Source organism: Citrobacter sp. Cf132 (assembly GCF_030333885.1).
Taxonomy (GTDB): domain Bacteria; phylum Pseudomonadota; class Gammaproteobacteria; order Enterobacterales; family Enterobacteriaceae; genus Citrobacter; species Citrobacter freundii.
Map to the genome: position 1 here is coordinate 23,434 of NZ_JAOWFA010000031.1, position 25,906 is coordinate 49,339.

The following is a 25,906-nucleotide window of genomic DNA, read 5'->3' on the forward strand; positions in this document are numbered from 1 at the left end:
CATTGAGGAGAAGCTCATGGCCGGCGCAAAAGAGATACGTAGTAAGATCGCAAGCGTCCAGAACACGCAGAAGATCACTAAAGCGATGGAGATGGTCGCCGCTTCCAAAATGCGTAAATCGCAGGATCGCATGGCGGCCAGCCGTCCTTATGCAGAGACCATGCGCAAAGTGATTGGTCACCTTGCGAATGGTAATCTGGAATATAAGCACCCTTACCTGGAAGAACGCGACGTTAAACGCGTGGGCTACCTGGTGGTGTCGACCGACCGTGGTCTGTGCGGTGGCTTGAACATTAACCTGTTCAAAAAGCTGCTGGCGGATATGAAAACATGGTCCGATAAAGGCGTTCAGTGCGATATCGCAATGATCGGCTCTAAGGGCGTGTCTTTCTTTAACTCCGTTGGCGGTAATGTGATTGCTCAGGTAACCGGTATGGGGGATAACCCTTCCCTGTCCGAACTGATCGGTCCGGTTAAAGTGATGCTGCAGGCCTACGATGAAGGTCGCCTGGACAGACTGTACGTTGTCAGCAACAAATTTATTAACACCATGTCTCAGACGCCAACCATCACCCAACTGCTGCCTCTGCCGGCATCAGATGATGATGAATTGAAGCGTAAATCCTGGGATTACCTGTATGAGCCAGACCCGAAAGCGCTGCTGGATACCCTGCTGCGTCGTTATGTCGAGTCTCAGGTTTATCAGGGCGTGGTAGAAAACCTGGCCAGCGAGCAGGCCGCACGTATGGTGGCGATGAAAGCCGCGACCGACAATGGCGGCAGCCTGATTAAAGAGCTGCAGTTGGTATACAACAAAGCTCGTCAGGCCAGCATTACTCAGGAACTCACCGAAATCGTCGGTGGTGCATCCGCGGTATAACCAGGTTAATTCGTAGAGGATTCAAGATGGCTACTGGAAAAATTGTCCAGGTAATCGGCGCCGTGGTTGACGTCGAATTCCCTCAGGATGCCGTACCGCGCGTGTACGATGCTCTTGAGGTTATGAATGGTAAAGAGAGCCTGGTGCTGGAAGTTCAGCAGCAGCTCGGCGGCGGTATCGTACGTACCATCGCCATGGGTTCTTCTGACGGTCTGCGTCGTGGTCTGGAAGTTAAAGACCTCGAGCACCCGATCGAAGTCCCGGTAGGTAAAGCAACGCTGGGTCGTATCATGAACGTCCTGGGTCACCCGATCGACATGAAAGGCGATATCGGTGAAGAAGAGCGTTGGGCTATCCACCGTGCAGCACCTTCCTACGAAGAGCTGTCAAGCTCTCAGGAACTGCTGGAAACCGGTATCAAAGTTATCGACCTGATGTGTCCGTTCGCTAAGGGCGGTAAAGTTGGTCTGTTCGGTGGTGCGGGTGTAGGTAAAACCGTAAACATGATGGAGCTGATCCGTAACATCGCGATCGAACACTCCGGTTACTCCGTGTTTGCGGGCGTAGGTGAACGTACTCGTGAGGGTAACGACTTCTACCACGAAATGACCGACTCCAACGTTCTGGACAAAGTATCCCTGGTATATGGCCAGATGAACGAGCCGCCGGGAAACCGTCTGCGTGTTGCGCTGACCGGTCTGACCATGGCTGAGAAGTTCCGTGACGAAGGTCGTGACGTTCTGCTGTTCGTTGATAACATCTATCGTTACACCCTGGCCGGTACAGAAGTATCTGCACTGCTGGGTCGTATGCCATCAGCGGTAGGCTACCAGCCGACCCTGGCGGAAGAGATGGGTGTTCTGCAGGAACGTATCACCTCCACCAAAACCGGTTCTATCACCTCCGTTCAGGCGGTATACGTACCAGCGGATGACTTGACTGACCCATCCCCAGCAACCACCTTTGCTCACTTGGATGCAACCGTGGTACTGAGCCGTCAGATCGCATCTCTGGGTATCTACCCGGCAGTTGACCCGCTGGACTCCACCAGCCGTCAGCTGGATCCGCTGGTTGTTGGTCAGGAACACTACGACACCGCGCGTGGCGTACAGTCCCTGCTGCAGCGTTATCAGGAACTGAAAGACATCATCGCCATCCTGGGTATGGATGAACTGTCTGAAGAAGATAAACTGGTGGTAGCACGCGCACGTAAGATTCAGCGCTTCCTGTCCCAGCCGTTCTTCGTTGCGGAAGTATTCACCGGTTCTCCGGGCAAATACGTTTCCCTGAAAGACACCATCCGTGGCTTTAAAGGCATCATGGAAGGCGAATACGACCACCTGCCAGAGCAGGCGTTCTACATGGTTGGTTCTATCGACGAAGCCGTGGAAAAAGCCAAAAAACTTTAACGCCTTAATCGGAGGGTGATATGGCAATGACTTACCACCTGGACGTCGTCAGCGCAGAGCAACAAATGTTCTCTGGTCTGGTCGAGAAAATCCAGGTAACGGGTAGTGAAGGTGAACTGGGTATTTTCCCTGGTCACGCACCGCTGCTCACCGCCATTAAGCCTGGTATGATCCGCATCGTTAAACAGTTCGGTCATGAAGAGTTTATCTACCTGTCCGGCGGCATTCTCGAAGTGCAGCCTGGCAGCGTGACCGTTCTGGCTGATACCGCGATTCGCGGACAGGATCTCGATGAAGCGAGAGCCCTGGAAGCGAAGCGTAAGGCTGAAGAGCACATCAAGAGCTCTCATGGTGACGTGGATTACGCTCAGGCATCTGCGGAACTGGCCAAAGCGATCGCGAAACTGCGCGTAATCGAGTTGACCAAAAAAGCGATGTAACACCGGCTTGAAAAGCACAAAGGCCAGTCTGGTTTCCAGGCTGGCTTTTTTTGCTTTTGCTGCAAGAACATTTAAATTGAAAACTGTTTTGTGATTTAGATCATAAAAATATTGATTGGCTAAAAAATGCGGCGTAGACTCTTTTTGTGTGATGTATGTCACATAATAAAATCAGATAAAAAGAGATGCCAACATGAAATTACTCAATAAAATCATCGCCATGTTCAGCAATATGAGCTTTTAGACTTTACCTGCCTGTCCTGTGGCGCTATGCTTGATATGGTTTATCAGTCAGCGCCACTTGTTGTTATAAATCCCCTCCCCCTACTCTTCTCCCTCAACTTTTTATTTCGCGTACGCATTTTCGGTTTCTCACTGAATCACATAAATAAAATCGGGCTTTGCATGTGTAACTCTTTATTCATGCGGTAAAAAAATAGCAAAAACATTAACCTAAGGCTTTAATAAGAGCAGACCCCAGGTTTTTGGCAGACAAAAGACACTGATTTAGACGAAAATAGTGAGTTATCAGATGGGGAATTACCCCTGTTGAACGTTTTATCTTCGGTCCATTTCACGATGAAAAAAATGTAGTATTTTCAATGTGAAACGGTATAAATTCGTTCTCAAATTACAGTCAGGACGTGTATGTTGAATAAAGCTATGAGCGTCGTGATCCTTGCCGCAGGCAAAGGCACGCGTATGTATTCCGATCTCCCTAAAGTGCTGCATACCCTCGCAGGAAAACCGATGGTTCAGCATGTCATTGATGCTGCTAATGAATTAGGTGCGACTCACGTACATCTGGTCTACGGGCACGGTGGTGATTTGCTCAAGCAGACGCTGAAAGATGGCAATCTGAACTGGGTTCTGCAGGCGGAACAGTTGGGTACCGGCCATGCAATGCAGCAGGCGGCGCCATTCTTTGGTGATGATGAAGACATTTTAATGCTCTATGGCGATGTGCCGCTGATCTCTACCGATACCTTACGTCGCCTGCGTGAAGCCAAACCGCAGGGCGGCATTGGCTTGCTAACGGTAAAACTTGATGACCCAACCGGTTATGGCCGAATTACCCGCGATAACGGCAATGTCACGGGTATCGTTGAGCATAAAGATGCCACCGACGAGCAGCGTCAAATCCAGGAAATAAACACTGGTATCCTGATTGCCAACGGCGCTGACATGAAGCGTTGGCTGTCTAAACTGACCAACAACAACGTGCAGGGTGAATACTACATCACCGATATCATCGCGATGGCGTATCAGGAAGGACGTGAAATTGCTGCAGTACATCCGGCACGCATTAGCGAAACTGAAGGGGTGAATAACCGTCTTCAGCTATCCCGTCTGGAACGTGTTTATCAGTCCGAGCAGGCAGAAAAACTGCTGCTGGCAGGCGTGATGCTGCGCGATCCGGCACGTTTTGATCTTCGCGGTACGCTTATTCACGGGCGCGATGTTGAAATTGATACTAACGTTATCATTGAAGGTAACGTAACCGTTGGGGATCGCGTCAAGATTGGCGCCGGTTGCATCATCAAAAACAGCGTGATTGGTGAGGGTTGCGAGCTTAGCCCATACAGTGTGGTGGAAGATGCCCATCTGGAAGCCGCTTGCACCATTGGTCCATTCGCACGTCTGCGCCCGGGTGCTGAGCTGCAGGAAGGCGCACACGTGGGTAACTTCGTCGAAATGAAAAAAGCGCGTCTGGGTAAAGGCTCCAAAGCCGGTCATTTGACCTACCTGGGCGATGCGGAAATTGGCGATAACGTGAATATCGGCGCGGGTACGATTACCTGCAACTACGATGGCGCCAATAAGTTTAAAACCATTATTGGTGATGATGTGTTTGTGGGTTCTGATACTCAGCTGGTGGCGCCTGTCACCGTGGGTAAAGGTGCAACGATCGCCGCCGGAACCACCGTAACGCGTAATGTCGCCGATAACGAACTGGTATTAAGCCGTGTACCTCAGGTCCATAAACAGGGCTGGCAGCGTCCGGTGAAGAAGAAGTAAGTGATTTTTGCCGGATGGCGGCCTACGTGCGGTGACGTTCTGTAGGCCTGATAAGCGTAAGCGCCATCAGGCACACAAGAGATGAGGGGATAACATAATCCTCCGCTCAACAAGCAGTACCATAAAAATAACCCCACTCTCTACAAGGCTCGGGGCGCCCGAAATGGGCAAATACAGGTCAGCGACAACGACAGGCATAATGCCTAAATTCGGAATCAAAAAATATGTGTGGAATTGTTGGCGCTATCGCGCAGCGTGATGTAGCTGAAATCCTTCTCGAAGGTTTACGTCGTCTGGAATATCGTGGTTATGACTCTGCTGGTCTGGCCGTCGTCGATGCTGAAGGTAACATGACCCGTCTGCGTCGTCTGGGTAAAGTGCAGATGCTGACTGCTGCTGCGGAAGAACATCCGTTGCATGGTGGTACAGGTATCGCTCACACCCGCTGGGCGACACACGGTGAACCTTCAGAAGCGAACGCGCATCCCCATGTTTCTGAACACATTGTTGTGGTGCATAACGGCATCATTGAAAACCATGAACCACTGCGTGAGCTGTTGAAAACGCGTGGCTATACCTTTGTTTCTGAAACCGACACCGAAGTGATTGCTCACCTGGTGCACTGGGAACTGGAACAGGGTGGAACGCTGCGTGAAGCCGTGCTGCGTACTATTTCGCAGCTGCGCGGTGCCTACGGCACGGTGATCATGGATACCCGTAATCCGGAAACCCTGCTGGCGGCCCGTTCTGGTAGCCCGCTGGTGATTGGTCTGGGTATGGGCGAAAACTTCATCGCTTCCGATCAGCTGGCGCTGCTGCCGGTAACCCGTCGCTTCATCTTCCTGGAAGAGGGTGACATCGCGGAAGTGACTCGTCGTTCTGTCTCTATTTTCGACAAGTCTGGCGCAGAAGTGAAACGTCAGGATATCGAATCGAATCTGCAGTATGACGCGGGCGAAAAAGGTATTTATCGCCACTACATGCAGAAAGAGATCTACGAACAGCCGAACGCGATTAAAAATACGCTGACCGGGCGCATTAACCACGGTGAAGTGGATTTTAGCGAGCTGGGGTCGCGTGCCAACGAGCTGCTGTCTCAGGTTGAGCATATCCAGATTATCGCCTGCGGTACGTCGTACAACTCCGGTATGGTGTCCCGTTACTGGTTTGAATCGCTGGCGGGTATTCCTTGTGATGTCGAAATCGCTTCCGAATTCCGCTATCGCAAATCTGCCGTGCGTCGTAACAGCCTGATGATTACCCTTTCTCAGTCTGGTGAAACGGCGGATACCCTGGCGGGCCTGCGCTTATCCAAAGAGCTGGGCTATCTGGGATCGCTGGCTATCTGTAACGTTCCGGGCTCCTCTCTGGTGCGTGAATCTGACCTGGCGATGATGACCAATGCCGGTACCGAAATCGGTGTGGCCTCCACGAAGGCATTTACCACTCAGCTGACCGTTCTGCTGATGCTGGTGGCGAAACTGTCCCGTCTGAAAGGCCTTGATGCGTCTATTGAGCAGGAGATCGTTCACGGTCTGCAGGCGCTGCCGAGTCGTATTGAGCAGATGTTGTCTCAGGACAAACGCATTGCCGCTCTGGCAGAAGGTTTCTCTGATAAACACCATGCGCTGTTCCTCGGCCGTGGCGATCAGTATCCAATTGCGCTGGAAGGCGCGCTGAAGCTGAAAGAGATCTCTTATATTCACGCTGAAGCTTATGCCGCAGGTGAACTGAAACACGGTCCGCTGGCGCTGATTGATGCCGATATGCCGGTTATCGTGGTTGCGCCGAACAACGAATTGTTGGAAAAACTGAAATCCAACATTGAAGAAGTTCGCGCCCGTGGCGGTCAGCTGTACGTCTTTGCTGACCAGGATGCTGGCTTTACCAGCAGCGAAAACATGCACATCATCGAGATGCCGCATGTGGAAGAGGTGATTGCACCGATCTTCTACACTGTTCCGCTGCAGCTGCTGGCGTATCATGTGGCACTGATTAAAGGCACCGACGTCGATCAGCCGCGTAACCTGGCGAAGTCAGTTACCGTAGAGTAATCCGTGCTTAACTGAACTGGAAATGCCCTGCTACAAGCGGGGCATTTTTTTAAACTTGTTCTGTTTTTAATCAATTATCCCGCCTGTTTTATGTGACAAACCGTCATCTTCAACTACTGTTTTCAGTGTCATAAAAAGAAAATTTTAACGAAATGTTATTGTCATGATAGCGACTAACTTTTTGTTTTGAATGTGTTTTTAGATAAAAAACTTCCCGTATTTTTCGTTGTCATAAAACTGTCATATTTCGTACATTTAACTGTCACCTGTTTGTCCTATTTTGCTCACAGTAGCAACTCAAACAACGATTTACGAAAACCGTGCAGGAGACATTATGAAAGTTATGCGTACCACTGTCGCAACTGTTGTCGCCGCGACCTTATCCATGAGCGCGTTCTCTGCGTTTGCAGCAGCGAGCCTGACAGGTGCAGGTGCAACCTTCCCTGCGCCAGTGTATGCCAAATGGGCAGATACCTATCAGAAAGAGACCGGTAGCAAAGTAAACTACCAGGGTATCGGCTCCTCCGGTGGTGTAAAACAAATTACGGCCAATACCGTTGATTTCGGCGCTTCTGATGCACCGCTGTCTGACGAAAAACTGGCGCAAGAAGGTCTGTTCCAGTTCCCGACCGTGATCGGTGGCGTAGTGCTGGCTGTGAATATCCCGGGCCTGAAATCCGGCGAGCTGGTGCTGGACGGTAAAACGCTGGGTGACATCTACCTCGGTAAAATTAAGAAGTGGGATGATGAAGCCATCACCAAACTGAACCCGGGTCTGAAGCTGCCTTCACAGAATATCGCCGTTGTGCGTCGCGCTGACGGTTCCGGTACTTCCTTCGTTTTCACCAGCTACCTGGCAAAAGTAAACGAAGAGTGGAAATCTAAAATTGGTTCCGGCTCTACCGTGAACTGGCCGACCGGTCTGGGCGGTAAAGGTAACGACGGTATCGCTGCGTTCGTACAGCGTCTGCCGGGTTCTATCGGTTACGTTGAGTACGCTTACGCTAAGCAGAACAACCTGGCGTACACCAAGCTGGTCTCTGCTGATGGCAAACCGGTAAGCCCGACAGAAGAGAGCTTTGCTAACGCCGCAAAAGGCGCTGACTGGAGCAAAACCTTCGCTCAGGATCTGACTAACCAGAAAGGTGACGACGCGTGGCCAATCACCTCCACCACCTTCATCCTGGTCCATAAAGAGTCGAAGAAACCAGAGCAGAGCGCAGAAGTGCTGAAGTTCTTCGACTGGGCGTACAAAAATGGCGGCAAACAGGCTAACGACCTGGATTACGCCAGCCTGCCGGACAGCGTGGTTGAGCAGGTTCGTGCTGCATGGAAGACCAACGTGAAAGACAGCAGCGGTAAAGCGCTGTACTAATAGAATATCTTTAACGAGTTGGCGGATGGCGCTACGCTTATCCGCCCTACGGTTTCGACTGTAGGCCCGCTTTGTAGGCCGGATAAGCGTAGCGCCATCCGGCATGGGCAACTTCGTAAACGCGTTTAACTTAAAGAGTGATTTATGGCTGCAACCAAGCCTGCTTTTAACCCACCGGGTAAAAAGGGTGACATGATCTTCAGCGCGCTGGTAAGACTGGCTGCGCTGATTGTGCTATTGATGTTGGGTGGCATTATTGTCTCTCTGGTTATCTCCTCCTGGCCAAGCATTCAGAAATTTGGTTTCTCTTTTCTGTGGACCAAAGACTGGGATGCGCCGAACGATATCTACGGTGCTTTAGTACCGATTTACGGTACGCTGGTTACCTCACTTATTGCACTGCTGATTGCCGTTCCGGTGAGTTTCGGCATTGCGCTGTTCCTGACTGAACTTGCACCTGGCTGGCTGCGTCGCCCGCTGGGCATCGCTATTGAACTGCTGGCGGCAATTCCGAGTATCGTGTACGGCATGTGGGGGCTGTTTATCTTTGCCCCGCTGTTTGCGACTTATTTCCAGGAGCCGGTCGGAAACATCCTTTCCAACATTCCGTTTGTTGGCGCACTGTTCTCCGGCCCAGCTTTTGGTATCGGTATTCTGGCGGCTGGCGTGATCCTCGCCATAATGATCATCCCGTACATTGCGGCGGTTATGCGTGATGTGTTCGAACAAACGCCGGTACTGATGAAAGAGTCGGCCTACGGCATCGGCTGTACCACCTGGGAAGTTATCTGGCGTATCGTCCTGCCGTTCACTAAAAACGGTGTAATTGGCGGCGTGATGCTGGGTCTGGGGCGTGCGCTGGGTGAAACCATGGCGGTGACCTTTATCATCGGTAACACCTACCAGCTCGATAGCGCCTCGCTGTACATGCCGGGCAACAGTATTACCTCTGCGCTGGCGAATGAATTTGCCGAAGCGGAATCTGGGCTGCACGTTGCAGCGTTGATGGAGCTGGGTCTGATTCTGTTTGTGATCACCTTCATCGTGCTGGCTGCGTCTAAGTTCATGATCATGCGCCTTGCGAAGAACGAGGGGGCACGCTAATGGCTACGCTTGAAATGCAAAACACCGCTCAGCTTGCGGAATCCCGCCGTAAAATGCAGGCGCGTCGTCGTCTGAAAAACCGCATCGCGCTGACGCTCTCTATGGCGACCATGGCGTTCGGTCTGTTCTGGCTCATTTGGATCCTGATGTCCACGATCACCCGCGGTATTGACGGTATGTCGCTGGCGCTGTTCACCGAAATGACGCCGCCGCCGAATACGGCGGGCGGTGGTTTGGCGAACGCCCTGGCCGGTAGCGGTCTGTTGATTCTGTGGGCGACCGTGTTTGGTACCCCGCTCGGTATTATGGCGGGTATCTACCTGGCGGAGTATGGGCGTAAGTCCTGGCTGGCTGAGGTCATCCGATTTATCAATGACATCCTGCTTTCTGCGCCATCTATCGTGGTCGGTCTGTTCGTTTACACCATCGTGGTAGCAAAAATGGAGCATTTCTCCGGCTGGGCGGGCGTGATCGCGCTGGCGCTGCTGCAGGTGCCTATTGTTATTCGTACCACAGAGAACATGCTCAAGCTGGTGCCAGATAGTCTGCGTGAAGCCGCCTATGCACTGGGTACGCCGAAATGGAAGATGATTTCTGCGATCACCCTGAAGGCATCTGTCTCGGGGATCATTACAGGTGTTCTGTTAGCAATTGCTCGTATCGCAGGTGAAACGGCTCCGCTGCTGTTTACGTCGCTCTCCAACCAGTTCTGGAGCACCGACATGATGCAGCCTATCGCCAACCTGCCGGTCACTATCTTTAAGTTTGCGATGAGCCCGTTTGCTGAGTGGCAGCAACTGGCCTGGGCCGGGGTACTGATTATTACCCTGTGCGTACTGCTGCTGAACATTCTGGCGCGCGTCATTTTCGCGAAGAAGAAACACGGTTAATTTTTACGGCGTGGCTGATGCGGCGCCGGATGAGGAAAAGATTGAAATGAGTATGGTTGATACTGCCCCAGGTAAAATTCAGGTTCGTGATTTGAACTTCTACTATGGCAAATTCCATGCCCTGAAGAACATCAACCTGGATATTGCTAAAAACCAGGTAACGGCGTTTATCGGTCCTTCTGGCTGTGGTAAATCGACGCTGCTGCGTACGTTCAACAAAATGTTTGAACTGTACCCGGAGCAGCGTGCGGAAGGTGAAATTCTGCTGGATGGCGACAATATTCTCACCAATACCCAGGATATCGCTCTGCTGCGAGCCAAAGTGGGCATGGTATTCCAGAAGCCCACGCCGTTCCCGATGTCCATCTACGACAACATCGCTTTTGGCGTACGTCTGTTTGAGAAACTCTCGCGTGCGGATATGGACGAACGCGTGCAGTGGGCATTGACCAAGGCCGCATTGTGGAATGAAACCAAAGATAAATTACACCAGAGCGGGTACTCTCTCTCGGGTGGTCAGCAGCAGCGACTGTGTATTGCGCGTGGCATCGCCATTCGCCCGGAAGTGCTTCTGCTTGATGAGCCATGTTCAGCGCTCGACCCTATTTCTACCGGGCGTATCGAAGAGCTGATCACTGAGCTGAAAGAGGATTACACCGTCGTTATCGTTACCCACAACATGCAGCAGGCTGCGCGTTGTTCCGATCACACGGCATTTATGTACCTGGGCGAGTTGATTGAGTTCAGTAACACGGACGATCTGTTCACCAAGCCCGCGAAGAAACAAACTGAAGATTACATCACCGGTCGTTACGGCTGATTCAGGAGCTTGTTGTGGATAACCTTAACCTTAATAAACATATTTCCGGCCAGTTCAATGCAGAGCTGGAAAGCATCCGTACCCAGGTGATGACCATGGGCGGCATGGTCGAGCAGCAGCTTTCTGATGCAATCACGGCGATGCACAACCAGGACAGCGAGCTGGCGAAGCGCGTCATTGAAGGCGATAAGAACGTCAACATGATGGAGGTGGCGATCGACGAAGCCTGCGTGCGTATCATCGCCAAGCGTCAACCGACAGCGAGCGACCTGCGTCTGGTGATGGCGATTATCAAAACCATCGCTGAGCTGGAACGTATTGGTGACGTGGCAGATAAAATTTGCCGCACCGCGCTGGAGAAGTTCTCGCAACAGCACCAGCCGCTGCTGGTAAGTCTGGAGTCGCTGGGTCGTCACACCGTGCAGATGCTGCACGACGTGTTGGATGCGTTTGCGCGTATGGATCTCGACGAAGCGGTACGTATTTATCGCGAAGATAAGAAAGTCGACCAGGAGTATGAAGGCATCGTGCGTCAGCTGATGACTTATATGATGGAAGACCCACGTACCATTCCAAGCGTGCTGACCGCGCTGTTCTGCGCACGTTCCATCGAACGTATCGGTGACCGCTGCCAGAATATCTGCGAATACATCTTCTATTTCGTGAAGGGACAAGACTTCCGTCACGTGGGCGGCGATGAGCTGGATAAGCTGCTGGCGGGCAAAGATCCTAAAGAGTGATAAAAACGTAGAAAGTAGGCCGGATAAGCGTTAGCGCCATCCGGCAATTGCCCGGTGGCGCAAGCTTACCGGGCCTACAAAAAATTACCGGGTAATATCCCAACCCCGTGCCTTCCACAATTCCGGCAACTGTGTCAGATCGGTAAAGGTCGTGACTTTTGGATGATCGATCGGTTTGTTATGCGGATCGGCGCAGAAGTAGAACACTTCCATCCCCGCCGCAATCCCCGCCTGCGCGCCTGCGCTGGAATCATCAACCAGAATGCAGTTCTCAACATTAACGTCCATTGCTTTTGCCGCATGGAACATTAGGGCCGGATCGGGCTTCCAGCGTTGGATATCGTAGCCGCTGAACAGTAAATCAGGAAAATGGTGCAACATGCCCAGCTTACCCAGCGAATGCTGCATTTTGCTGACCGGACCGTTAGACACCACGCACATTGGCACAGCCATGCTGTCCAGCAGCGTGTTCGCACCAGCAATGACTTCCAGCTCGGTATCGAACAGACGTGCGACCTCAGCGCGGTAAACCGGTTCTAAATCGGCTTTTGCCAGTTCGACACCGTGCTCTTCGTTGATAATGTCGATGATCTCGTACAGCTTTACCCCCTTGAAGCGTTTGAAAATTTCTTCAAGATCGAGCGTAATGCCAAACGCCTGGAACATGCTGACATACGCGCGAGAACAAATCACTTCACTGTCGACAAGGGTACCGTCACAGTCAAAAAATACGGCTTCTATCTGGGACATGTCATTTCCGTTTTAACAAGTTTAACGTTTTCGTAATGCATTATTGGGCGACGCAATCGTTGCCGTATAAGCAAAATCAATGAAAAAAGTTGCTCATAACCCAACCCTATTGTCGCATTTTGGTATAGGATAGCGACGAATTTTCCCTCCTTGTTCGGAAATTGATAATGAGTCAACAACACACAACCCAGGCTTCTGGCCAGGGGATGCTGGAACGCGTGTTCAAACTGCGCGAACATGGCACGACGGCACGGACCGAAGTGATCGCCGGTTTAACCACCTTCCTGACGATGGTGTATATCGTTTTTGTTAACCCGCAAATTCTTGGCGTGGCTGGCATGGATACCAGCGCCGTCTTTGTTACCACCTGCCTTATTGCTGCCTTTGGTAGCATCCTGATGGGGCTATTTGCTAACCTGCCGGTCGCACTTGCGCCTGCTATGGGCCTGAACGCATTTTTCGCTTTCGTGGTCGTCGGCGCGATGGGCCTGTCATGGCAGATCGGTATGGGTGCTATCTTCTGGGGCGCGGTAGGTCTGCTGCTGCTGACCATTTTCCGCGTACGTTACTGGATGATTGCCAATATCCCGGTGAGCCTGCGCGTAGGGATCACCAGCGGTATCGGTCTGTTCATCGGCATGATGGGGCTGAAAAACGCAGGTGTTATCGTCGCCAACAAAGACACGCTGGTGTCTATCGGTAACCTGACGTCCCACAGCGTACTTCTCGGTATTCTGGGCTTCTTTATCATCGCGATTCTGGCGTCACGTAACATTCATGCGGCGGTGCTGATTTCCATCATTGTAACCACGCTGCTGGGCTGGATGCTGGGCGATGTCCATTACAACGGTATCGTTTCTGCGCCGCCGAGCGTGATGTCCGTTATCGGACATGTCGATCTGGCTGGTTCGTTTAACATTGGCCTGGCGGGTGTGATTTTCTCGTTCATGCTGGTCAACCTGTTTGACTCCTCCGGTACGCTGATTGGCGTGACGGATAAAGCCGGTCTGGCGGACGCGAAGGGCAAGTTCCCACGCATGAAGCAGGCGCTGTATGTGGATAGCGTGTCGTCGGTTACCGGGGCGTTTATCGGGACCTCTTCCGTTACCGCCTATATTGAATCCTCTTCCGGGGTGTCGGTTGGTGGCCGTACCGGCCTGACGGCAGTCGTCGTTGGCCTGCTGTTCCTGCTGGTTATCTTCCTGTCGCCGCTGGCGGGTATGGTACCGGGCTATGCAGCAGCAGGTGCGCTGATTTATGTTGGCGTGCTGATGACATCAAGCCTGTCACGCGTGAAGTGGGATGATCTGACTGAAGCGGTTCCGGCGTTTATTACCGCTGTGATGATGCCGTTTAGCTTCTCAATTACCGAAGGTATTGCGCTGGGCTTTATCTCTTACTGCGTGATGAAAATCGGTACTGGACGTTTCCGCGATCTCAGCCCGTGCGTCATCGTTGTCGCGCTGCTGTTTGTACTGAAGATTGTGTTTATCGACGCGCACTAAAATATCGGTCTGGACAACTGCCCGCCAGGCATCGTTGCTGGCGGGCGTTTTCTTTTAGGCTTTCACGCGTTGGATGTAGTCGCCAAATGCGGTCAACTGGCCGGTCAGATGGTCCAGCGTGCTTTGGTCAATCACTTCACCCGTCTGCGGATCCACCTTGTTTTGAATGACCCCGCCCATAAATTCCGGCTTGTTCATTACCATGGCGTCGAGGAACACCAGGATTTGACGCAGATGGTACTGGCAGCGCGCGCCGCCAATGGCACCCATGGAGCTGGTCTGGATCAGCACCGGTTTGCCGGATAATGGCTGATCGGGCAGGCGAGACAGCCAGTCGATGGCGTTCTTCAGTCCGCCCGGAACAGAATAGTTATATTCAGGTGTGACGATGACGACACCGTCAGCCTTTCTGATTTGCTCAGCCAGTGCTTCTACGCTGGCCGGAAAACCTTCTTCCTGCTGGAGATCGGCATCGTACAGTGGGATATCACCAATCGACGGTAACGCGCTCACTTCCATTCCTGCGGGAGCAATCTTGGGCAGTGTACGGGCAACCATTCCATTAAACGAACCTTTGCGCAGACTTCCCAGTAACGTAACAACATTCAATGTTTCAGACATGGTGACTCCTGTTTCATCATGAAGGTTAAATCAAAGCGTATGGCTTTTCGCTGCGCATAATTGAGAGAACCGGATCAGACGACCCGTTGGCTCATTGGCGCGAGTCTGGATATCAGGCAAACTTTTCCAGTCCTGTTTACCATCAAACTCCCAAACCTTGAGTTTTTCAATGGTTGGCGTAACCGCAACTGACCACACCAGTACATCTTCCGCATCGCAAATGGCTTCAACCTGCGCCACATGGGCACATTTCAGTCGTCCTGCGCCGGGTAAAAGCTGGAGCTCGCGCGGATCGTCATTGCATACATCGCCAGTGAGTTTGAGTACGCTCTGGCGCAATGTAATGAGCTGCGCGCGCGCTTCATTGGGGTCGTTTTGATTATTGATCCACAGGTTTTCGTTACTGGAGAAGCGCCACGTTTCCGCTGAATTTGGATTGTTAAACCCGCGGGTTGCCCGCTGAAGTTCCATATCCAGGCCGCAAGTTCCTTCAGTCGTTAGCACAACGCCGACGATATTTCCGGCATAAGAGATCGAAAATCCCGGTAGATTCTTATCGCGAAAAACGGGCTTACCTTTCGCCTCAGTAACAATCTCAGGTAACGTGCTGGTGCCGTAAAGCATGAACATCAGTTCGGCGAGAAGACTTCGGGAGGCCAGGAAGCGTGTTCGGCGGTGGGCGGGTAGATCTCTTGCTTCAATGTGACATGGAGTAGGGAGACGAACTGAAACCAGGTGTCCCTCCGTAAGAATCCCTCTGGCAAAATGTGTCGCCATTTTTCGCTCCGTGATTAATGGTCCGTGATTATCACCAGAGTAACATTTACACGGCTTCCGGGCAGGCTTTGCTGCCCAAAAAATAAGCGGAAATGGGATACATTACGCGATATTTACATTTCTGTTGCCAGAATGGTCGATTTAGAAACACCAAAATGACGGATCGTCAGGATATATCGCGATAAAGCGCCTTGATCGTGTCTTTTAGCCAGACGATCTTAGGATTGTGGCTGTTGCGTTTATGCCAAAGAAGAGTAAACGGTACGCGCATTTTTTCCAGTTGCGCCGTATCAAATGGCATCGGCCGCGCAACGAGTGGAAGCTGATGGAGTTGGTTATAACGCTGGCAATAAACCGGTGCGGTGGCAATCAGCGCGTGATCTGGCTGCGCTGCCATAAACAGCGATTGCTCAAAACCAGGCAGACATAACGCGATATTGCGTGCGCGCCCCATTTCTTGCAGGACTTCATCCAGCGCCCAGGTATCGCTTTGCTCCCAGCTAATGCTGATGTGCGGATAGCGCAGAAAGGTGTCCAGATTCCACTCTTCCTGCAGTGCGGGATGATCTTCACGTAGCCAGACGCAGGGCAGATCGGAAAACAGCACTTCATGGTCGATCGACAATGGCAACAAACTCAGCAGTTCGCGCGAACGCGGATGACTTTCGCGGCCGGTGAAGCCAATATCCACTTCACCGCGAATAATGGCATCCAGCGAATCATAGTCCCAGTTGCGTATTTTGATCGTCGCCTGAGGATAGCGCTGGTAAATCTGCCGGGAGAGCGCGTTAAACATGATCATCACCAGTGGCGTTTCGGCCACCAGATCAAACTTCAGCCCGCGCGGCGATTCATGGTGCGGTTTATCGAGCAGCTGATTGCCCATCTGCATCCATTCAGCCAGGCTCTGCTCCATGCTGACCATCAGCGGCGTCGGCGATAGCCCCAGCGGGGTGTTCACAAACAAGGGATCGTCAAACCAGGCCCGCAGCTTCGACAGCGACTTACTGACCGCCGACGGTGTGACGTTCATCCGTTTAGCGGTTTTAGTGACGCTGCGTTCCTGCATCAACAGCTGCAGGCAGAGCAATAAATTAAGATCGAGACTGCTGAGGGATTTCTTCATGAGTTGGCGCGGACCGGTTAGGTGCAACAGTGATAATCAGCATGATACTCACTATGCTACAGCCAATCAGAATCCCGATCAGCATATTCAGCGCATCAAGGCCAAGAACAGCCGCCAGCCAAATCCACAGCGAGGAACCGCAAACCTGTGCAATACCTAATGCCGAGCTGGCGACGCCCGCGCGCAGCGAGAACGGTCCCAGCGCCTGGCTCATCGCAACACCGAAACCGACCGAGAATCCGGCGCAGATTAAGGTTAACCCGAACAACGTTACCGCGTGTGAAGTAGCAAGGGTTAACACCACGCCAGCACACAGAAACAGCACCTGCGAGGTCAGCATCATAACGCGAGGTTTAAACACGCTCAGAGCAAATGGCGTAGAGAAAGAGACCGCCATACTGATGCCAGCGGTCATGGCCATGGTAGTGGCGTACTCGCCGCGGTCGAAGCCCATCACTTCCATCAGCAGCACCGGAGACGTATTCACAAAGGTCAGGATCACCGACACGCTGAGGGTGGTAATGGCCAGACGGCTTAAGAAAAAGCGGTTTACCAGTGATTCGGTTGTGTGGTTCTTTTCCATCGTCGCCATAAGCGTTGCTGGGCGCGATTCTCGCAGGACAAACACCGACAGCAGGCAAACAGCCACACCCATTCCCATCATCGTGTAGAACAGGCTCTGCCACGGGTATTTGAGCATGATCAGATGCCCCATCACCGGAGCCAGCACCGGCACGATACAGGTAATACCGTTCAACAACGACAGTACCTTCGCCCGGCGACGATCGTCGAGCGTATCGCGCAGAATAGCGAAAGCCACCACATAGCAGCAGCCGGCGCCCACACCCTGAATAAAGCGGCCTACCAGGAACGGCGTACCGCTCTCGGCAAATGAACACAGCGCAGAGGCGAAAATAAAGATGAGTGCACCGACAATAGCGACTGGTTTACGTCCTGACTGGTCGGCAACTTTTCCGGCGAAAAGCATCGCCGTCGCCATTCCCGCCAGATAAACCGAAAACGCGATATGCAGTTGCGCCTCGCTGGCCTGTAGATCGGCCGCAATACGGGGCAGCCCCACCAGATACATATCAATACCGGCAGGATAAAGAAGAACCAGGGCGAAACTGCAGATTAGAAAGCGTGTCATAGCGACCTCATGAGAAATGTGGCGCTAAGCATACGGTCAGAGAGTCAACTGCACGAGTTGCCATTTGGACAACAGTGATTTCCGCATGGGAAATTGTTGTTGCCGGATGGCGGTGTAAACGCCTTATCCGGCCTACAGGGCCTGTAGGCCCGGCAAGCATCGCGCCACCGGGCAACACAACGTTACTTACCAATACAGAAACTGGAGAAAATTCGTCCCAGCAGATCGTCGGAGGTAAATTCCCCGGTGATCTCACTGAGGTTCTGCTGCGCCAGACGTAGCTCCTCTGCCAGCAATTCTCCGGCCCATGCGCCGAGAAGTTGGGCTTTACCCTGCTCAAGATGCTCCGCCGCTTCTGCCAGTGCCTGCAGGTGACGACGACGCGCCAGGAAGCCGCCTTCCATATTGGTTTCAAAGCCCATACTCTGTTTGAGATGGTTACGCAGTACGTCAACGCCTTCACCGGTACGTGCGGAGAGACGAACCAGTGAGTGGCCATTTACTTCGCTAAGGCCCAGCGTCTCACCGGTAATATCCGCTTTGTTACGTACCACGGTAATCGGCAGTTTGGCTGGCAGACGGGCAATAAAGTCTGGCCAGATGTCAGCTGGGTCCACGGCATCGGTGGTGGTGCCATCCACCATAAACAGCACACGGTCGGCTTGTTCGATTTCCTGCCACGCACGTTCGATACCAATGCGTTCAACTTCATCGCTGGCATCGCGCAAACCGGCAGTATCGATGATGTGCAGCGGCATACCGTCGATATGAATATGCTCACGCAGTACGTCGCGAGTCGTCCCCGCAATGTCGGTCACAATAGCCGCCTCACGGCCTGCCAGCGCGTTCAGCAGGCTTGATTTCCCGGCGTTAGGGCGACCGGCAATGACTACCTTCATCCCTTCGCGCAGCAGGCTACCCTGACGCGCTTCGGCACGTACGGCATCAAGATCGCTGATAACGTTATTGAGCTGCGCTTCAATCTTGCCGTCAGACAGGAAGTCGATTTCTTCATCCGGGAAGTCGATCGCCGCTTCCACATAGATGCGTAGGTGAGTGAGCGCTTCCACAAGATGATTTACCCGTGCGGAAAATGCACCCTGCAACGAGTTCAGCGCCGAGCGAGCGGCTTGCTCCGAGCTGGCATCGATCAGGTCGGCAATCGCCTCTGCCTGGGCTAAATCGAGCTTATCATTGAGAAACGCGCGCTCGGAGAATTCACCCGGTCTGGCAATGCGCAGCCCGGGAATGGTCAGAATACGTTTGAGCAGCAGGTCAAGAATCACCGGACCTCCGTGACCCTGAAGCTCTAAAACGTCTTCGCCGGTAAAGGAGTTCGGGCCGGGGAACCACAGGGCAATCCCCTGATCCAGCGTGCTGCCATCCGCGTCTTTAAACGGCAGATAATCGGCATAACGCGGTTTGGGTAGTTTCCCCAGTACGGTTTCTGCGACCTCACGCGCCTTCAGGCCGGAGATACGCAGGATACCCACGCCACCACGTCCCGGTGGGGTGGCCTGAGCGACGATGGTGTCGTTATGGCTCATGGTTTGTCTCTTCTTAATGCAATAAAAAAGGCGGTCTAATGACCGCCCTTTACTTTATGTTCCGTTTGCCGGATGGCGGCTTCGCCTAATCCGGCCTACACCGAATCAGGAGTTTTTCTTCTCGCGGCTATGCAGGCCACGCTTCTCCAGACCACGGTAAATCAGCTGCTGCTGAATAATGGTTACCAGGTTGCTGACGATATAGTACAGCACCAGACCTGACGGGAACCACAGGAAGAACACGGTGAAGATGACCGGCATAAAGGTCATGATCTTCTGCTGCATCGGGTCGGTTACAGTGGTCGGAGACATCTTCTGAATGAAGAACATCGTCACGCCCATCAGAATCGGCAGAATGTAGTACGGGTCCTGTGCAGACAGGTCATGGATCCACAGAGCGAACGGCGCATGACGCAGTTCAATGGAGCCCATCAGCATGTAGTACAACGCCAGGAAGATTGGCATCTGGATGATCAGCGGGAAGCAGCCGCCCAGCGGGTTAACCTTCTCAGCTTTGTACAGGGCCATCATTTCCTGACTCTGACGCTGTTTGTCATCGCCCAGACGCTCACGCATTGCCTGAATCTTCGGCTGCAGCATACGCATCTTCGCCATGGAGGTGTACTGCGCTTTGGTCAGCGGGTACATGATGCCACGAACGATAAAGGTGATAACGATGATGGAGAAGCCCCAGTTACCCAGGAAGCTATGGATCCACTTCAGCAGTTTAAACAGCGGCTGAGAAATGAACCACAACCAGCCGTAATCCACGGTCAGATCCAGGTGCGGTGCAACGGCCGCCATTTTATCCTGAATTTCCGGGCCGACCCACAGGGTACTGGTCATCGCGCCAGTCTGGCCAGGCTGTACCAGTACCGGCTGTGACTTATAGCCGATAGCGGCAATGCCGTTACCCAGGTTAGCGGTATAGAAGTTGTTGGTGCCGTCGTTACGCGGAACCCATGCCGTTGCGAAATACTGTTGCAGCATTGCGACCCAGCCGTCTTTAGCATTGACGTTCAGGTTTTCGTTTTCAGCAATGGTGTCGAATTTGTATTTCTCATACTTCTCATCCGGCGTGGAGTACGCCGCGCCGCGGAAGGTGTGCAGCGCAAAGTTGCTGCTACCTGTGTCGCGATGAGATGGCAGATTGATGGATTGCTTCAGCTGACCAAAGGTGGAGACTTCCAGCGGTTTTTCGCCGGCGTTCTGCACGCTGTAGTTAACGTTGACAGCATATTCACCACGCTTGAGTACAAACGTTTTAGTGAATGTGTTACCCGCTGCGTCAGTATAGGTCATCGGGATCTGCAGTTCGTTCTGACCGTCAGCCAGTACAAACGCGTCTTTCTCGACGTTGTACAGCGGACGCGGGCCGTTAGCCGGGTTATCCGGGCCGTCACGACCTGTCAGGCCACTCTGTGCCTGATAGATGAACTGTGGCGTGGTTTCCAGTAACTGGAACGGTTCGGTAGAACCGAGTTCTTTCGGGTAAGCTGGCAGTGAAGCCTGTTCCACATCACCACCACGGGTGTTGATGGTCAGATCAAGCACGTCAGTTTTAACCGTAATCAGTTTCCCCTGGCCACTGGCCGGTACGCCCTGGTCTGCGGCGCTACCCGCTGCGGTGGTCGTTGTCTGCGTGGTCTGTTGGGCCTGAGGTTGCGGGTTTTTATCCTGCTCCCAGGCTTGCCAGATCATGAAAGACACGAACAGCAAAGCGATGACTAAAAGATTGCGTTGCGAATCCATCGTTAGTGTTCTCTGGTATCAAATGGTCCGGGCGGGACGGGATCGTCACCACCAGGGTGTAAAGGGTGGCATTTTAATACGCGTTTCACCGTCAACCAACTGCCTTTTATCACTCCAAACCTGCGCAATGCCTCAATTCCGTAGCTCGAACAGGTTGGAGTGAAACGGCAATGCGGCCCAAGCAGCGGACTGATCAGGCGTTGATAGACCCGAATGAGGGCTATCAGGACCCGCGAGCCAGGCGACAATGGCGACGCCATAATTTTTCCAACGCTTCCGAGAGAGCACGGTTATCGAGGTCAGCAACCCCTTTTTTCGCCACCACCACGAAATCCATTGCTGGAAGGTCGTGCTGACGTAAACGGAAGCTTTCACGCGTCAGACGTTTAATCCGATTGCGTTCATGCGCACGTTTAACATTTTTCTTGGCGACTGTAAGACCGATACGGGGATGCCCCAGCGAATTCAGGCGGCCGAGGATGGTGATTTGCGGCGTGCCAGCCCGTTGTGGCTGCTGGAAGACGAATGTGAAATGAGTGGGAGTTAACAAACGTAACTCCCTGGGAAATGCGAGCTTAACCACTCAGGGGCTAGCTTTTATTACTTAGAAACGGTCAGACGAGAACGGCCTTTAGCACGACGACGTGCCAGAACCTGACGACCATTTTTATTAGCCATACGAGCACGGAAGCCGTGAGAACGGTTGCGCTTCAGTACAGACGGTTGAAAAGTGCGTTTCATGGCGATTTCTACCTAAACTTGAATAAATTCACTGACTTTTGCGTATACCCGAACGAATTTCGAACGACTTACGCCACAGTGTGGGTGATTAAAGAGGCCGGATTGTAATAATTGTACACTCCGGAGTCAATTCTCTTTCCTTATTTCCCGCTTTTTTCCGCATGGTTTCGCGTAAAAAACAGGCAGCGTTGACGCCGTAAGGCGACCGTTACTCGCTGGGGGTAAGAATTATACGGGCTGGTGGATAAAGCGCAAGGATCGCTCGGGATCTTTATTAGATCGTTTAAGCAGTAAAGCATCTTTACTCATTAATTTTTTCAATATGCGCGCTAAAACCTGCAGCACTTCTCCAGGATCGTTTACACTTAGCCGATTCTGGATCATCCTGTGGATAAATCGGGAAGAATCTGTGAGAAACAGAAGATCTCTTTCTCAGTTTACGCTATGATCCGCGGTCCTGATCGTTTCAATGGATCCTGATCGGGTAAAAATTGCAGATAGCAATTCGCACGTCACCCTTTGCATAGGGTCTTGTCGGTGTGCGTCAACAATCATGAATGTTTCAGCCTTTGTCATTTATCGACTTTTGTTCGAGTGGAGTCCGCCGTGTCACTTTCGCTTTGGCAGCAGTGTCTTGCCCGATTGCAGGATGAGTTACCAGCCACAGAGTTCAGTATGTGGATACGCCCGTTGCAGGCGGAACTGAGCGATAACACGCTGGCTTTGTACGCGCCAAACCGTTTCGTGCTCGATTGGGTAAGGGATAAATACCTTAATAATATTAATGGATTACTCAATAATTTCTGTGGAGCGGATGCCCCACAGCTGCGCTTTGAAGTCGGTACTAAACCCGTCACGCAAACGCTGAAAACGCCGGTCAACAACGTTGTTGCGCCCGCCCACGTGACTCAGCAAGTGCAACCACAACGTGCTGCTCCGGCGGCGCGTCCAGGCTGGGATAACGTCCCGGCTCCGGCAGAACCTACCTATCGTTCTAACGTCAACGTCAAACACACGTTTGATAACTTCGTTGAAGGTAAATCTAACCAACTGGCGCGCGCGGCGGCACGTCAGGTGGCGGACAATCCTGGCGGCGCCTACAATCCGTTATTCCTTTATGGCGGTACGGGCCTGGGTAAAACTCACCTGCTGCACGCTGTCGGTAACGGCATTATGGCGCGTAAGCCAAACGCCAAAGTGGTGTATATGCACTCCGAGCGTTTTGTGCAGGACATGGTCAAAGCCCTGCAAAACAATGCGATCGAAGAGTTTAAACGCTACTACCGTTCCGTTGACGCGCTGCTGATTGACGATATCCAATTCTTCGCGAATAAAGAGCGATCGCAGGAAGAGTTTTTCCACACCTTTAACGCCCTGCTGGAAGGCAATCAGCAGATCATCCTGACCTCGGATCGCTATCCGAAGGAGATCAACGGCGTTGAAGATCGTCTGAAATCCCGTTTTGGCTGGGGACTGACTGTCGCGATCGAACCGCCTGAACTGGAAACGCGTGTTGCGATCCTGATGAAAAAAGCCGACGAAAACGACATTCGTCTGCCGGGTGAAGTAGCGTTCTTTATTGCCAAGCGTCTACGCTCTAACGTACGTGAGCTGGAAGGCGCACTGAACCGCGTGATCGCCAACGCCAATTTTACCGGCCGGGCGATTACTATCGATTTCGTGCGTGAAGCGCTGCGCGATCTGCTGGCTTTGCAGGAAAAGCTGGTCACCATCGACAATATCCAGAAGACGGTGGCGGAGTATTACAAAATCAAAATTGCGGATCTGCTTTCTAAGCGTCGATCTCGCTCGGTAGCTCGTCCGCGCCAGATGGCGATGGCGCTGGCAAAAGAGCTCACTAACCACAGTCTGCCGGAAATTGGCGACGCGTTTGGTGGGCGTGACCATACTACCGTGCTTCATGCCTGCCGCAAGATTGAGCAGTTGCGTGAAGAAAGCCATGATATTAAAGAAGATTTCTCCAATTTAATCAGAACATTATCTTCGTGACGCTATGAAATTTACCGTTGAACGTGAACATTTATTAAAACCGCTTCAGCAGGTCAGCGGCCCGCTGGGTGGACGTCCTACACTGCCGATCCTCGGAAACCTGCTGCTGCAGGTTGCTGACGGCACCCTTTCGCTTACCGGTACCGATCTCGAAATGGAGATGGTGGCGCGCGTGGCGCTGATCCAGCCTCATGAACCTGGTGCGACCACCGTACCGGCGCGTAAATTCTTCGATATTTGCCGTGGATTACCAGAAGGGGCGGAAATTGCCGTTCAACTGGAAGGCGACCGTATGCTGGTGCGTTCTGGCCGTAGCCGTTTCTCGCTGTCTACGCTGCCTGCCGCCGACTTCCCGAATCTGGACGACTGGCAGAGCGAAGTCGAATTCACCCTGCCACAGGCGACAATGAAGCGCCTGATTGAAGCCACGCAGTTTTCGATGGCGCATCAGGACGTGCGTTACTACTTAAACGGCATGCTGTTTGAAACCGAAGGGGAAGAGTTGCGTACCGTGGCGACCGACGGTCACCGCCTGGCGGTCTGTTCAATGCCTGTCGGTCAGCCGTTGCCTAGCCATTCGGTGATCGTACCGCGTAAAGGTGTGATTGAACTGATGCGTATGCTCGACGGCGGCGATAACCCGCTGCGCGTGCAGATTGGCAGCAACAATATTCGTGCGCACGTTGGTGACTTCATCTTTACTTCCAAGCTGGTTGACGGTCGTTTCCCGGATTATCGCCGCGTATTGCCGAAGAATCCGGACAAACATCTGGAAGCCGGTTGCGATATCCTCAAACAGGCGTTTGCGCGTGCGGCGATTCTCTCCAACGAGAAATTCCGTGGCGTGCGTCTGTATGTCAGCGAAAACCAGCTCAAAATCACTGCCAACAACCCGGAGCAGGAAGAAGCAGAAGAAATTCTGGATGTTTCCTATCCTGGTACTGAACTGGAAATCGGCTTTAACGTTAGCTACGTACTGGACGTTCTGAACGCGCTGAAGTGCGAAAACGTGCGTATTCTGCTGACCGATTCCGTCTCCAGTGTACAAATTGAAGATGCAGCCAGCCAGAGCGCGGCTTACGTTGTTATGCCAATGAGACTGTAATGTCGCTGACCCGCCTGTTGATCCGCGATTTTCGCAATATCGAAAATGCGGATCTCGCTTTATCTCCCGGCTTTAACTTTCTGGTAGGCGTTAACGGCAGCGGCAAAACCAGCGTGCTGGAAGCTATCTATACGCTCGGCCATGGTCGGGCGTTTCGCAGTTTGCAGATTGGCCGCGTGATTCGCCACGAGCAGGAGTCGTTTGTTTTACACGGGCGTTTGCAGGGTGAAGAACGTGAGACGTCGATTGGCCTGACGAAAGACAAACTGGGTGACAGCAAAGTGCGCATTGACGGCACTGACGGGCACAAGGTCGCGGAACTGGCGCACCTGATGCCGATGCAGTTGATCACGCCTGAGGGGTTTACTTTACTCAATGGCGGCCCCAAATACAGAAGAGCATTCCTTGACTGGGGATGCTTTCACAATGAAGCCGGATTTTTCACCGCCTGGAGTAACCTGAAGCGACTGCTCAAGCAGCGCAATGCAGCGCTGCGCCAGGTGAGTCGTTATGAGCAACTGCGCCCGTGGGATAAAGAACTGATCCCACTGGCGGAACAAATCAGCACCTGGCGCGCGGAGTACAGCGCCGGTATCGCGCAGGATATGGCGGATACCTGCCAGCAGTTTCTTCCCGAGTTTTCTCTCTCCTTCTCTTTCCAGCGCGGCTGGGAGAAAGAGACAGATTACGCCGAAGTGCTGGAACGTAGTTTTGAACGCGATCGCATGTTGACCTACACCGCGCACGGTCCGCATAAGGCGGATTTCCGCATTCGCGCCGACGGTGCGCCGGTGGAAGATACGTTGTCGCGTGGGCAGCTCAAGCTGCTGATGTGCGCCTTACGTCTGGCGCAAGGGGAGTTCCTGACCCGCGAAAGCGGACGGCGCTGCCTGTACCTGATAGATGATTTTGCCTCTGAACTGGATGATGCGCGTCGCGGGCTGCTGGCCAGCCGCTTAAAAGCCACGCAATCTCAGGTCTTTGTCAGCGCAATTAGCGCTGAACACGTTATAGACATGTCCGATGAAAATTCGAAGATGTTTACCGTGGAAAAGGGTAAAATAACGGATTAACCCAAGATAAAATGAGCG

The 25,906-nt window shown here is 52.7% G+C and carries 25 protein-coding genes; 14 read left to right on the plus strand and 11 right to left on the minus strand.

The window, feature by feature from the left end; translation table 11 throughout:
• The first annotated feature begins 16 nt into the window (after positions 1–16).
• From atpG to phoU, 10 genes are all read left to right on the plus strand, one after another.
• The gene (gene atpG, locus OGV85_RS01695; protein WP_003023804.1) at positions 17–880 is read left to right on the plus strand and encodes a F0F1 ATP synthase subunit gamma; all 864 of its coding nucleotides are present in this window, start codon (positions 17–19) and stop codon (positions 878–880) included.
• Between the two features lie 26 nt (positions 881–906).
• A complete protein-coding gene (gene atpD, locus OGV85_RS01700) occupies positions 907–2,289 on the plus strand; it encodes a F0F1 ATP synthase subunit beta (protein ID WP_003023806.1) in 1,383 nt (460 codons plus the stop codon).
• Positions 2,290–2,309: 20 nt separating this feature from the next.
• A complete protein-coding gene (locus tag OGV85_RS01705) occupies positions 2,310–2,729 on the plus strand; it encodes a F0F1 ATP synthase subunit epsilon (protein ID WP_003023809.1) in 420 nt (139 codons plus the stop codon).
• A 648-nt stretch (positions 2,730–3,377) separates the two neighbouring features.
• Positions 3,378–4,748: a bifunctional UDP-N-acetylglucosamine diphosphorylase/glucosamine-1-phosphate N-acetyltransferase GlmU gene (glmU, locus tag OGV85_RS01710; protein WP_003023811.1), complete on the plus strand. Its 1,371-nt coding sequence runs from the start codon at positions 3,378–3,380 to the stop codon at positions 4,746–4,748.
• A gap of 224 nt (positions 4,749–4,972) precedes the next feature.
• On the plus strand, positions 4,973–6,802 hold the full coding sequence (gene glmS / locus OGV85_RS01715) for a glutamine--fructose-6-phosphate transaminase (isomerizing) (protein ID WP_061547769.1): 1,830 nt from the start codon (positions 4,973–4,975) through the stop codon (positions 6,800–6,802).
• Positions 6,803–7,136: 334 nt separating this feature from the next.
• Positions 7,137–8,177, plus strand: a complete 1,041-nt coding sequence (gene pstS, locus OGV85_RS01720; RefSeq protein WP_003023814.1) for a phosphate ABC transporter substrate-binding protein PstS — start codon at positions 7,137–7,139, stop codon at positions 8,175–8,177.
• Between the two features lie 144 nt (positions 8,178–8,321).
• Positions 8,322–9,281 carry a phosphate ABC transporter permease PstC gene (gene pstC, locus OGV85_RS01725; protein WP_003023817.1) on the plus strand — a complete coding sequence of 320 codons (960 nt, stop codon included), beginning with the start codon at positions 8,322–8,324 and terminating at the stop codon, positions 9,279–9,281.
• On the plus strand, positions 9,281–10,171 hold the full coding sequence (gene pstA, locus OGV85_RS01730) for a phosphate ABC transporter permease PstA (protein WP_003023819.1): 891 nt from the start codon (positions 9,281–9,283) through the stop codon (positions 10,169–10,171). Before pstC ends, pstA begins: the two co-directional genes overlap by 1 nt.
• Before the next feature lie 46 nt (positions 10,172–10,217).
• Positions 10,218–10,991, plus strand: coding sequence for a phosphate ABC transporter ATP-binding protein PstB (gene pstB / locus OGV85_RS01735; protein WP_003023821.1), 774 nt, complete (start codon positions 10,218–10,220; stop codon positions 10,989–10,991).
• A 14-nt stretch (positions 10,992–11,005) separates the two neighbouring features.
• Entirely contained in the window at positions 11,006–11,731 is a 726-nt protein-coding gene (phoU, locus tag OGV85_RS01740; RefSeq protein WP_003023824.1) for a phosphate signaling complex protein PhoU, read from the plus strand.
• An 84-nt stretch (positions 11,732–11,815) separates the two neighbouring features.
• Here the strand turns inward: phoU and yieH are convergent, their stop codons facing one another.
• The gene (gene yieH, locus OGV85_RS01745) at positions 11,816–12,481 is read right to left on the minus strand and encodes a 6-phosphogluconate phosphatase (protein WP_016151219.1); all 666 of its coding nucleotides are present in this window, start codon (positions 12,479–12,481) and stop codon (positions 11,816–11,818) included.
• 167 nt (positions 12,482–12,648) lie between these two features.
• Here yieH and adeP point away from each other — a divergent pair, with 167 nt between their 5' ends.
• The gene (gene adeP / locus OGV85_RS01750; protein ID WP_003023830.1) at positions 12,649–13,986 is read left to right on the plus strand and encodes an adenine permease AdeP; all 1,338 of its coding nucleotides are present in this window, start codon (positions 12,649–12,651) and stop codon (positions 13,984–13,986) included.
• A 54-nt stretch (positions 13,987–14,040) separates the two neighbouring features.
• Here adeP and OGV85_RS01755 read toward each other — a convergent pair whose 3' ends face one another.
• The 10 genes from OGV85_RS01755 to OGV85_RS24510 all read right to left on the minus strand — a co-directional run bounded on the left by OGV85_RS01755 (position 14,041) and on the right by OGV85_RS24510 (position 22,084).
• Positions 14,041–14,607, minus strand: a complete 567-nt coding sequence (locus OGV85_RS01755; protein WP_003023832.1) for an NADPH-dependent FMN reductase — start codon at positions 14,605–14,607, stop codon at positions 14,041–14,043.
• Between the two features lie 30 nt (positions 14,608–14,637).
• Positions 14,638–15,384 carry a 4'-phosphopantetheinyl transferase family protein gene (locus OGV85_RS01760; RefSeq protein WP_057063275.1) on the minus strand — a complete coding sequence of 249 codons (747 nt, stop codon included), beginning with the start codon at positions 15,382–15,384 and terminating at the stop codon, positions 14,638–14,640.
• Between the two features lie 166 nt (positions 15,385–15,550).
• Positions 15,551–16,510, minus strand: a complete 960-nt coding sequence (gene yidZ / locus OGV85_RS01765) for an HTH-type transcriptional regulator YidZ (protein WP_003023837.1) — start codon at positions 16,508–16,510, stop codon at positions 15,551–15,553.
• The gene (locus tag OGV85_RS01770; protein WP_003840591.1) at positions 16,479–17,660 is read right to left on the minus strand and encodes an MFS transporter; all 1,182 of its coding nucleotides are present in this window, start codon (positions 17,658–17,660) and stop codon (positions 16,479–16,481) included. Before OGV85_RS01770 ends, yidZ begins: the two co-directional genes overlap by 32 nt.
• A gap of 182 nt (positions 17,661–17,842) precedes the next feature.
• Positions 17,843–19,207: a tRNA uridine-5-carboxymethylaminomethyl(34) synthesis GTPase MnmE gene (gene mnmE, locus OGV85_RS01775; RefSeq protein ID WP_003840593.1), complete on the minus strand. Its 1,365-nt coding sequence runs from the start codon at positions 19,205–19,207 to the stop codon at positions 17,843–17,845.
• Between the two features lie 105 nt (positions 19,208–19,312).
• Positions 19,313–20,959, minus strand: coding sequence for a membrane protein insertase YidC (yidC, locus tag OGV85_RS01780; protein ID WP_003023844.1), 1,647 nt, complete (start codon positions 20,957–20,959; stop codon positions 19,313–19,315).
• A gap of 2 nt (positions 20,960–20,961) precedes the next feature.
• Positions 20,962–21,219, minus strand: coding sequence for a membrane protein insertion efficiency factor YidD (yidD, locus tag OGV85_RS01785; protein ID WP_003023846.1), 258 nt, complete (start codon positions 21,217–21,219; stop codon positions 20,962–20,964).
• Positions 21,183–21,542 (minus strand): ribonuclease P protein component, encoded by a 360-nt coding sequence (gene rnpA / locus OGV85_RS01790; RefSeq protein ID WP_003023848.1) that lies wholly within the window; start codon positions 21,540–21,542, stop codon positions 21,183–21,185. The genes yidD and rnpA overlap by 37 nt, the downstream gene beginning before the upstream one ends.
• A 17-nt stretch (positions 21,543–21,559) precedes the next feature.
• Positions 21,560–21,700: a 50S ribosomal protein L34 gene (gene rpmH / locus OGV85_RS01795; protein WP_003023858.1), complete on the minus strand. Its 141-nt coding sequence runs from the start codon at positions 21,698–21,700 to the stop codon at positions 21,560–21,562.
• 228 nt (positions 21,701–21,928) lie between these two features.
• Complete coding sequence (locus OGV85_RS24510) at positions 21,929–22,084, minus strand: hypothetical protein (RefSeq protein ID WP_418219453.1); 156 nt, start codon at positions 22,082–22,084, stop codon at positions 21,929–21,931.
• Positions 22,085–22,306: 222 nt separating this feature from the next.
• Between OGV85_RS24510 and dnaA the strand changes: the two genes are divergently transcribed.
• Genes dnaA through recF form a run of 3 tightly spaced genes read left to right on the plus strand, consistent with a single transcriptional unit; the run spans position 22,307 to position 25,888 of the window.
• Positions 22,307–23,710, plus strand: coding sequence for a chromosomal replication initiator protein DnaA (dnaA, locus tag OGV85_RS01800; protein WP_003023861.1), 1,404 nt, complete (start codon positions 22,307–22,309; stop codon positions 23,708–23,710).
• Between the two features lie 4 nt (positions 23,711–23,714).
• Positions 23,715–24,815, plus strand: coding sequence for a DNA polymerase III subunit beta (dnaN, locus tag OGV85_RS01805; protein WP_003023863.1), 1,101 nt, complete (start codon positions 23,715–23,717; stop codon positions 24,813–24,815).
• A complete protein-coding gene (gene recF, locus OGV85_RS01810; RefSeq protein ID WP_061547770.1) occupies positions 24,815–25,888 on the plus strand; it encodes a DNA replication/repair protein RecF in 1,074 nt (357 codons plus the stop codon). The genes dnaN and recF overlap by 1 nt, the downstream gene beginning before the upstream one ends.
• Positions 25,889–25,906 lie beyond the last annotated feature (18 nt).

Coding starts and splice junctions, on each gene's coding strand:
- yidD (WP_003023846.1), bottom strand. CDS start 21,219: ATGGCGTCGCCATTGTCGCCTGGCTCGCGGGTCCTGATAGCCCTCATT.
- atpD (WP_003023806.1), top strand. CDS start 907: ATGGCTACTGGAAAAATTGTCCAGGTAATCGGCGCCGTGGTTGACGTC.
- yidZ (WP_003023837.1), bottom strand. CDS start 16,510: ATGAAGAAATCCCTCAGCAGTCTCGATCTTAATTTATTGCTCTGCCTG.
- OGV85_RS01755 (WP_003023832.1), bottom strand. CDS start 14,607: ATGTCTGAAACATTGAATGTTGTTACGTTACTGGGAAGTCTGCGCAAA.
- atpG (WP_003023804.1), top strand. CDS start 17: ATGGCCGGCGCAAAAGAGATACGTAGTAAGATCGCAAGCGTCCAGAAC.
- yieH (WP_016151219.1), bottom strand. CDS start 12,481: ATGTCCCAGATAGAAGCCGTATTTTTTGACTGTGACGGTACCCTTGTC.
- mnmE (WP_003840593.1), bottom strand. CDS start 19,207: ATGAGCCATAACGACACCATCGTCGCTCAGGCCACCCCACCGGGACGT.
- rpmH (WP_003023858.1), bottom strand. CDS start 21,700: ATGAAACGCACTTTTCAACCGTCTGTACTGAAGCGCAACCGTTCTCAC.
- glmS (WP_061547769.1), top strand. CDS start 4,973: ATGTGTGGAATTGTTGGCGCTATCGCGCAGCGTGATGTAGCTGAAATC.
- recF (WP_061547770.1), top strand. CDS start 24,815: ATGTCGCTGACCCGCCTGTTGATCCGCGATTTTCGCAATATCGAAAAT.
- yidC (WP_003023844.1), bottom strand. CDS start 20,959: ATGGATTCGCAACGCAATCTTTTAGTCATCGCTTTGCTGTTCGTGTCT.
- dnaN (WP_003023863.1), top strand. CDS start 23,715: ATGAAATTTACCGTTGAACGTGAACATTTATTAAAACCGCTTCAGCAG.
- pstA (WP_003023819.1), top strand. CDS start 9,281: ATGGCTACGCTTGAAATGCAAAACACCGCTCAGCTTGCGGAATCCCGC.
- OGV85_RS24510 (WP_418219453.1), bottom strand. CDS start 22,084: ATGATCCAGAATCGGCTAAGTGTAAACGATCCTGGAGAAGTGCTGCAG.
- OGV85_RS01705 (WP_003023809.1), top strand. CDS start 2,310: ATGGCAATGACTTACCACCTGGACGTCGTCAGCGCAGAGCAACAAATG.
- OGV85_RS01770 (WP_003840591.1), bottom strand. CDS start 17,660: ATGACACGCTTTCTAATCTGCAGTTTCGCCCTGGTTCTTCTTTATCCT.
- adeP (WP_003023830.1), top strand. CDS start 12,649: ATGAGTCAACAACACACAACCCAGGCTTCTGGCCAGGGGATGCTGGAA.
- pstS (WP_003023814.1), top strand. CDS start 7,137: ATGAAAGTTATGCGTACCACTGTCGCAACTGTTGTCGCCGCGACCTTA.
- OGV85_RS01760 (WP_057063275.1), bottom strand. CDS start 15,384: ATGGCGACACATTTTGCCAGAGGGATTCTTACGGAGGGACACCTGGTT.
- glmU (WP_003023811.1), top strand. CDS start 3,378: ATGTTGAATAAAGCTATGAGCGTCGTGATCCTTGCCGCAGGCAAAGGC.
- pstC (WP_003023817.1), top strand. CDS start 8,322: ATGGCTGCAACCAAGCCTGCTTTTAACCCACCGGGTAAAAAGGGTGAC.
- pstB (WP_003023821.1), top strand. CDS start 10,218: ATGAGTATGGTTGATACTGCCCCAGGTAAAATTCAGGTTCGTGATTTG.